Raw genomic sequence first — 7,995 nt, forward strand, 5'->3', positions numbered from 1 at the left:
AAAGCAACTATCAGTGAATATCAAAATTTACTCGATCGCGTGCAAGTCCTCCATTCCAGTCATCACGCTGAGTCAGATCTCAATAATTCCCTGGAATCCAAACTTAAATTATACAACGATGATATCAACCTCGGTCGCCTTTTCACTTGGAGATTTTCGCACCTAGCCGAAGTCTTCCTCTCCTGCTGCGAAACAAATTTAACCCTCACCCAAATTACCGACGATCCGCTGAGTATTGCTAGCGGTTTCCTCTGTGCTGGTGCGAGAAATGTGGTCAGTACCTTGTGGTCTGTGGACGATTTAGCAACTGCTTTGTTTTGCATTTTATACTATCAGGAAAAGCAGGACAAGGGCCGATCGGAAGCAATCCGCCAAGCACAATTCAAGCTGCGTAACTTGACAGGCGATGAATTATATGCTAATCATAAACGGCAATTAGAGGAGTATTTTGAACAGAAACTATCGGCAGAAAATAAAGCAGAAATTATCAAAAATGTGCGAGTGCGATTAGATCTCCTTTGTCGGGAAACATTACCCTTTATCAGTCCCTATTATTGGTCGGGTTTTGTATCGCAAGGTTTAGCCTAATTTCTAGGTACGTTGTTGCGATGAGAGCGCTCTTTCTGGGTTGGGTTTCGTACCTCAACCCAACCTACAAATTAGTTCGATCGCACTTACTCCGTAACCCTTTTCCCTCTTCCCTCTTCCCTAGTCCCTAGCCCCGACGCCCTAGTCCCTAGCTATAGTTGCGCTTCAGCGCCAGATTTAGCGCTAAAGCGCAACTACGTACCCCAGAGTGCTGTTTATTGCTGGGAAGTGGCGGTAGTTCTCGGCGCTGGAATGGTGATGTCGATCGGCGTTACTTTTGCGGCTAAGCTGGTTAAAGGAGGCTGAATCGCAGCAGCATTACCTACAACCAAAGTGGTGATATTCTCCGGTTGCAGATAAGTTCGCGCCACGCGCTGAACATCGGCTACGGTTGTTGCTTCGACTTGGCGTCGATAACGGAATAAGAAATCATCTGGATATCCGTAATATTCGTATCGCATCAACCGCGATAAAGTTTGGCTGGGGTCTTCAAAGTTAAATACAAAAGAATTCAGCACTGACTCTTTCGCAAAAGCCAATTCTTCTGGGGCGATCGGTTTGTCTTGAATGCGCTTAATTTCGGCAAAGATTGCTTGCACAAACGGTACTGTAGTTTCCGATCGCGTTTGTCCGCCGGCAACGAAAATACCGGGATAGTCATAGCGGGGACTCCACGCACCGTAGACGCTGTACGCTAGACCTTGGCGCGATCGCACTTCGTTAAACAATCTTCCCCCAAAACCACTCAGCACCCCATTCAAAACATCCAGCGCCGCATAGTCGGGACTGTTTAACAGACCGCCCAAATGTCCCATTTGAATATAACTTTGCGTTAGCTGCGGTTGGTTTACAAAAAATATACCTCCCTTATTCGCCTGCGAAACATTCGGCAACGCTGGCATTTTTAGTTGCGGGTTTGGTTTCCAGTTGCCAAACTTTTCCTGAATCATCTGGCGCATTTTTTGGCTGTCAAAATCTCCCACAATTCCCAACATCATATTATTGGGATAGAAATATTGCTGATAAAAATTCAGCAAATCTTCCCTAGAAATATTGTCTAAGGTGGCATACTCTACCGTGCGGGCATAGGGACTGCTTTCGCCGTAGATTAATTTCTGGAATTCTCGCCCTGCAATGCCGCCAGGGTTGTCGTTGCGACGGGCGATGTCGCCTCGTCCTTGGGTTTTGGCCAAATCGATTTTTTCTTGGGCGAAAACTGGTTCTTGAATTACTTCGGCAAAGAGGTCAAATACTTCTTCTAAATCTTCACTGAGGCTGCTAAAACCTGCACTTGCTGAAGCAATTCCCACGCTAGTTTCCACCGAAGCTGCTTTTTGTTCCAGCAAAGTATTCAATTCTTCGCCGGAGTGTTTTTTTGTACCCCCAGTTCGCATCACTTCTCCCACTAAGCTAGCCAAACCGACTTGATCCGCCGGTTCCCAACGTTCGCCTGTGCGAAATAAGGCTGTACCGCCGACGAGGGGAAGTTCCCGGTCTTCCATCAAATATACGATGATGCCGTTATCCAGCTTGTAGCGGGTGTAAGCTGGCACTTTTATTTCCGGTAACGGCGGAAAGGTTAATTCTGTATAATGTCGTGCGGTTTGCGCTGAGGCTGGTAACTTGACCAACAATAGTAGCAGTACGGTTAGCAGCATTAGCCTCATCGCTTTGAGAATACTGCGCTTCATGCCAATTTTAGATTTGCGATTGAAAAACACTTTTGACCCTCTGACCCGATCCTTTATTTTTCTATCTTCGGAATTTGACACCCATGGGTGTCAAATTTTCCCGGACTCCAATTTTTTTGGTTTTCTGCATCAGTGGCGGTTGCATATCGATCGTCACTCTTTCGGCAGAAGACGCCCAATGGTACGATTTTGGGGTTGGAATGTTGCTTGCGCGACTCGCTGGATATCTGCGGGGGTGACAGCTGCGATCGCATCGAGTTGCTTGAACAAGTTTTTCCAGCTACCGGTTTTAACTTCGTATTCCACTAATGCAGAAGCCATGCCATCATTGGAATTGAGGGTTCCCAACAAACCCGCACGCGCTTGCGTTTTCACCCGATCCAATTCCTCTGCGGATACTGGTTCGGTTTTGAGTCGATCTATTTGCGATCGCAACCCTTTCGCCACTTCGTCAACTGTATGACCGGGAGCTGTCAGCGCGTAAAACAGCATCATTGTAGGATACTTATCCCCTGGAAAACCGCTGAAACCTTGTGCGGTGAGTGCGATTTGCTGCTTTTCTACCAGAGATTTGTACAGGCGGGAAGTCCTACCGTCGCTGAGAATGCTACCGATAATGTCGTAAATCGCGTTATCGGGATGATTCATTGCTGGCCTGTGGTATCCTTCTAAATACCAAGGTTGCGAAGGCAATTGCAAGGTTATTTCTCTGGTTTCGGTTTGTTTTGGTTCCGCAGCTAAAGTTTCCGGTGTTGTCGGTTTGGCTTTGTAGCGACCGAAGTAAGTTTCGGCTAATTTTTTGACTTGTGCGGGGTTGACATCGCCGACAATTGCGATCGTCAATTTGCTGGGGACGTAGTGTGTGTCGAAAAACTCCTGCACGTCTTCTCGCGTCAGATTGCGGATATCTCCGTCATACCCGATGACCGGACGCCGATAGGGATGTACTTTGTAAGCTGTGTCGATAAATGCTTCCAGCATTTTACCGATGGGCGAGTTATCGACGCGCAGGCGTCGTTCTTCTAAGATGACATCTTTCTCTTTATAAAATTCTCGCATCACTGGATCGAGAAACCGTTCCGATTCTAGGGACATCCACAGTTCTAGCTTGTTGGAGGGGAAGCTGTAGAAGTAGCGGGTGGCGTCTGTGGAAGTTGTGGCGTTGAGTCCCTCGCCTCCCGCTTGCTCAACAATGCGACCGAATTCGTTTTGCTTGACTAATTCGGCTGCTTGCGCTTCCACTTTTTTGAATTGGTCTTGTAATTGTGCAACTTCTGCTTCTTTTCCTGTGGCTTTAGCAGCTTGAATTTGTTGCGATAATTTATCGAGATCGTCCAGTAGTGGCTTTTCTGCTGCGTAGTTTTTTGTGCCTATGCGCGTGGTTCCTTTGAAAGCCAAATGTTCCAGAAAGTGCGCTACACCTGTTTTTCCATCTGGCTCGTTTGCACCGCCGACATCAGCATAGGTGAGAAAAGAAACTACTGGTGCTTGATGTCTTTCCAAAACGATGAATTTCATGCCGTTATCGAGCCGAAACTCTGTCACTCGCTGCATGACTCGATCTAAATACGGCTGAATTGATGCAGCTGCTACTATGTTATGGGTACGCGCTAAAGCTGCTTGTGGCCAGAGTCCCAACCACAGCATCCCGACACATAAAAATGTGGCGATCGCTTGACGCCACCAGCTTTTTTTTATTTGCATTGTCAACTGAAGTAACCACCCAGGCAATATCATAGATCTATTAAATTTTTTCCTTTACAACAGATGAATTTGGACGCTGACGCTTTTTTTTCATTTTGCACGGACACGCAGATCGAATCCGGCATTGAAATTAAGGTACGTCGATCATTATAGCTGATTTTAATTACTTAACGCACCAAGAGATTTTTTTAATCTATAATTATTGATTTTCATCTTTATAGCAGATCTAAATGTATTCTATAATCTCGCGCTCGCTCCTAAGATTTACATTTTAAAACTTTTCATTGTTCATTGTTGATGTTTGATAGCAATTACTCTTAATTATGAACTATAGACTATGAACTTATGACAATCCTTATTGTTGAGTGGTGCGTTTAAAATTTTACATTGCCTATAATTAAATAATTAATCTACCAGTTATACCAGAAGAATTACCAAAATACACTGGAGAAATGTAAATTTTTGTATAAACATTTAAGCGGGGAGAAAATGCTTATTTAAAGCTGATATATTCCTAAGTAAGATGAGAAACTAGGGCTAGTAAAGAGATGTATAGAAATTTTACAGTTAAGCAGATTTGTTAAGTTACCGGGCTCAGATACGGGCGAAAGAAGCAAAAGGGGGATAAGATGAAAAAATTATAGCTTCTCTAAGTGGCGACACCTGCGGTTGGTGCTGCGTTAGTCTCCAGATGAAATGGAGAAAGATGATCTGATTGAGTAAAAGTTAAGGCGCGATCGCAGCTGGGAGACCAGGAAATAAAGCCAATAGAATGACTTCGGGTTGTATACAGGAAACAAGAAGAATTATATGGGAATTTTGCAGCGAACCACTCAGTCAGAAGAAGCGACGCGCACTCGCATCGTCAAAGCAGCGCAAAAGTTGTTTGCCCGTCAAGGTTATGATGGTACGACGACTCGCGATCTGGCGGCGGCAGCGGGAGTAGCAGAAGGAACTTTGTTTCGACATTTTGCCAACAAAAAGGCGATTTTGGTGGAAGTGGCGACAGAGGGATGGGTAGAAATACTAACCGATTTGCTGACAGAACTGAGCGAAATGGGCAGTTACGAAGCTGTGGCGCAGGTAATGCGACGGCGGATGATGAATTTTCACTCGAATGCCGATATGATGCGGGTTTGCTTTATGGAAGCCCAATTTCACCCAGATTTGCGCGATCGCGTGCAGTCGGAAGTAATTGCCAAAATGACGGATGTAGCCGAAGCATTCTTTGAAACGGCGATGGATAGAGGTATTTATCGCCGGATGAACCCAAAAATTGTCGCGCAGGTGTTTGTGGGAATGTTTGCGATCGCAGGTTTTAGCCACGATACCATTATGGAGCCAGGAGCTTCACCCCAAGCCATCAAAGAAATGGCAGAGGGAATTGCCGACATTTTTCTCAACGGCGTACTGGCTAAAAGTTAGCGCCTTTTGGCTAAATCGAGATCGATCGGCGATGGGAAATAGCAAACAATCCAAAATCCAAAATCTAAAATCTAAAATCCAAAATCGATCGCGCTTGTTGAATCCACAAAGAAATTTGCTCTACAGAAGGACAGAGGTCGCGGCGCTGCATCGTGGCTACCTGAAATCGCAAAATTTGTTGGTGCAATCTGTGGGGGGAATCTGAGCCAGTTGGGGTACAGAACAAACACCAACGTGCAATAATAGTCCGCAATAATGGCAGCCCACCCTGGGGACGCGAACCAGATCCGCCAAAGCCACCCATTGATTAACCTACTGAACGTGGATCTGTAACTGATTCGCCAGTGCCTGCCTACTAGCGGGAGAATTGGCCCAAAGCATTAGCTGCCCAGTCGTGGCAATGCCGCATTCCAGCAGTTGAGACTGGTTCTTGCGGCTTAACCCAGGCAGTTGAGCGATCGGCCAATCCCCAAGCAGCATAGCGCTTTCACAATTGTTGGGTTTAAAAGACATCTTTAATCAGTCTGCCGAATTTAGAGTCTTTTGATATTCTGACAAGAGTGAGATGCTCCCGGATTGTACCTTTCTATGATGCAAGTCACGACCGAGATGCCTATTGCCTTGGACATAGCTTCGCTAACGGCGTCGCTAAAAAATTCTCATTCTGACACGCTTGGTGAAGCCAAAACCCTGGCAGACACACTCCGCAAGCGGCGGAAGCGACTTTTCGAGCTGATTGATTTCCCTGTGGTTCTCTGGTCAGGATGCGCCCCATCTCGCAATTATCCGGCAAATAAATTGCCATTCCGCGCCAGCAGTCACTTTCTCTATTTTGCGGGACTACCCCTGGAAAATGCGGCAATTCGCATGGAGGCAGGCAGACTGGAACTGTTTGTGGATGACCCCAATCCGGACGATTTCCTGTGGCACGGAAAACAGCCTACGCGAGAGGAGATTGCTGAGTTGATCGGGGCTAACACAGCTCACCCGATGGGAGAACTGAGGTGGCGATCGCAAGGTTGTGCGACAATTCCAGTGCAGGATGTGATGCTCAACCACCAACAGTCTGGTACACTCAATCGCTGGTTGTACTCGGCATCTTCCCTGAGTTGGATTGACTGGGATTTAGCATACGCGATCGTCAAATTGCGCCTTCAGCACGATGCCGGTGCTTTGACAGAATTGCAAAAAGCGGCTGCTACTACGGTTGACGCTCATAAATCCGGGATGGCTGGAACGCGACATTGCAAAACGGAAGCAGAAGTGCGATCGGCAATGGAAAGCGTCATCACAGCTCGGAACATGACTTGTGCTTACAACAGTATTGTCACGGTTCGCGGGGAAGTTCTCCACAACGATCGCTATCACAATCCCCTGCAACCGGGAGATTTGCTACTGGCGGATGTAGGTGCGGAAACGGCGATGGGTTGGGCATCTGATGTGACCCGCACTTGGCCGGTTTCTGGCAGGTTTTCCCCCACTCAACGCGCTATTTACGAAGTGGTACTGGCAGCTCGCGATGCTTGCATTTCTAAGATACGTCCCGATGTGGAGTATAAGGATATTCATATGCTAGCCGCAACTACTCTCACCCAAGGGCTGCTGGATCTGGGCATCATGAAGGGGGATGTGGAAGAATTGGTGGAAATGGACGCTCACACGGCGTTTTTCCCTCACGGCGTCGGTCATCTCATCGGTTTGGATGTCCACGATATGGAGGATTTGGGAGATTTGGCTGGGTACGAGCTGGGACGAATTCGCAGCGATCGTCCCGGTTTGAAGTTCCTGCGTCTGGATCGACCTCTACAAGCTGGTATGCTGGTGTCGATCGAACCCGGTTTTTATCAAGTACCGTCGCTTTTGAATTACCCAGACAAACGCGAACAATATCAAGAAGTTGTCGATTGGGATCGTCTGGCTGAGTTTTCTGATGTGCGAGGAATTCGCATTGAAGATGATGTGTTAGTCACCGAGTCGGGTAGCGAGATAATCACAGCCGATTTGCCGTCTCACCCAGATGCGATCGAGCATTTTATGGGTGGGTAATCGGTAATTGGTAATGGGTAATGGGTAACGGTAAAAAATTTTTACCATTCCCAATTACCTGTTATCTTTTATTTAGCTCATCCACTAACCGACGCTTTTAGACGATCGCGAGCTTAATGCCCAATTTAGATTTCTTGTTTACTGTTGAGGTTTTTTTCTAGTAATCTTTTAGCTATGCTCTGTCTGTAGGCTTCTATCGGTTCTACCAGTAGTTTAATTAACAAAATAGCAAGCCCAGTTGTTCAAAACAAAGTCGCGATTCCTAAAAAGTTATTCAAAATCCAATCCTGTTGCCCTTGGAGTACTTTTTTTAAGAAAGTACTTAATTGCAAAAACATTACAATATCTTGGCCAAATATAAAAACGTTAGTAAATAATAAATAAATTTTTGAAAATATGTTTAGGGATTGCCAATTAGCCATCCAACTTTGTAAGAAAAGACCTCCTCCAAGTAAGTAAGAATGCAGTAAAGAAAAAATTATCACCAAAAGTATCACGGCCTAATAAGCAGGAAATAATCTTACCAACCTACTTTTCATAA

General features: G+C 46.0%; 5 protein-coding genes and 1 pseudogene. 3 read left to right on the forward strand and 3 right to left on the reverse strand.

Features of this window, described 5'->3' with window-relative positions:
• Positions 1-588 (forward strand): CHAT domain-containing protein (locus H6S82_RS11065; protein WP_191056223.1); only part of this gene is annotated, 588 nt, incomplete at its 5' end.
• A gap of 215 nt (positions 589-803) precedes the next feature.
• Here the strand turns inward: H6S82_RS11065 and H6S82_RS11070 are convergent.
• Together H6S82_RS11070 and H6S82_RS11075 are read right to left on the reverse strand one after the other, a co-directional pair.
• A complete protein-coding gene (locus H6S82_RS11070; RefSeq protein ID WP_190460975.1) occupies positions 804-2,279 on the reverse strand; it encodes a pitrilysin family protein in 1,476 nt (491 codons plus the stop codon).
• 153 nt (positions 2,280-2,432) lie between these two features.
• Complete coding sequence (locus H6S82_RS11075) at positions 2,433-3,983, reverse strand: pitrilysin family protein (RefSeq protein ID WP_190460977.1); 1,551 nt, start codon at positions 3,981-3,983, stop codon at positions 2,433-2,435.
• Positions 3,984-4,793: 810 nt separating this feature from the next.
• Here H6S82_RS11075 and H6S82_RS11080 point away from each other — a divergent pair.
• Positions 4,794-5,408, forward strand: a complete 615-nt coding sequence (locus H6S82_RS11080; RefSeq protein ID WP_190460979.1) for a TetR/AcrR family transcriptional regulator — start codon at positions 4,794-4,796, stop codon at positions 5,406-5,408.
• A gap of 156 nt (positions 5,409-5,564) precedes the next feature.
• Here the strand turns inward: H6S82_RS11080 and H6S82_RS11085 are convergent.
• Positions 5,565-5,921: pseudogene (locus tag H6S82_RS11085) on the reverse strand (DUF4332 domain-containing protein).
• A 75-nt stretch (positions 5,922-5,996) separates the two neighbouring features.
• On the opposite strand from H6S82_RS11085, the gene H6S82_RS11090 reads away from it, so the two are divergent.
• Positions 5,997-7,454, forward strand: a complete 1,458-nt coding sequence (locus H6S82_RS11090; RefSeq protein WP_242056904.1) for an aminopeptidase P family protein — start codon at positions 5,997-5,999, stop codon at positions 7,452-7,454.
• The last annotated feature ends 541 nt before the right edge of the window (positions 7,455-7,995 follow it).

It is taken from the genome of Planktothrix sp. FACHB-1355 (genome assembly GCF_014748295.1).
GTDB lineage: Bacteria > Cyanobacteriota > Cyanobacteriia > Cyanobacteriales > Aerosakkonemataceae > Aerosakkonema > Aerosakkonema funiforme_A.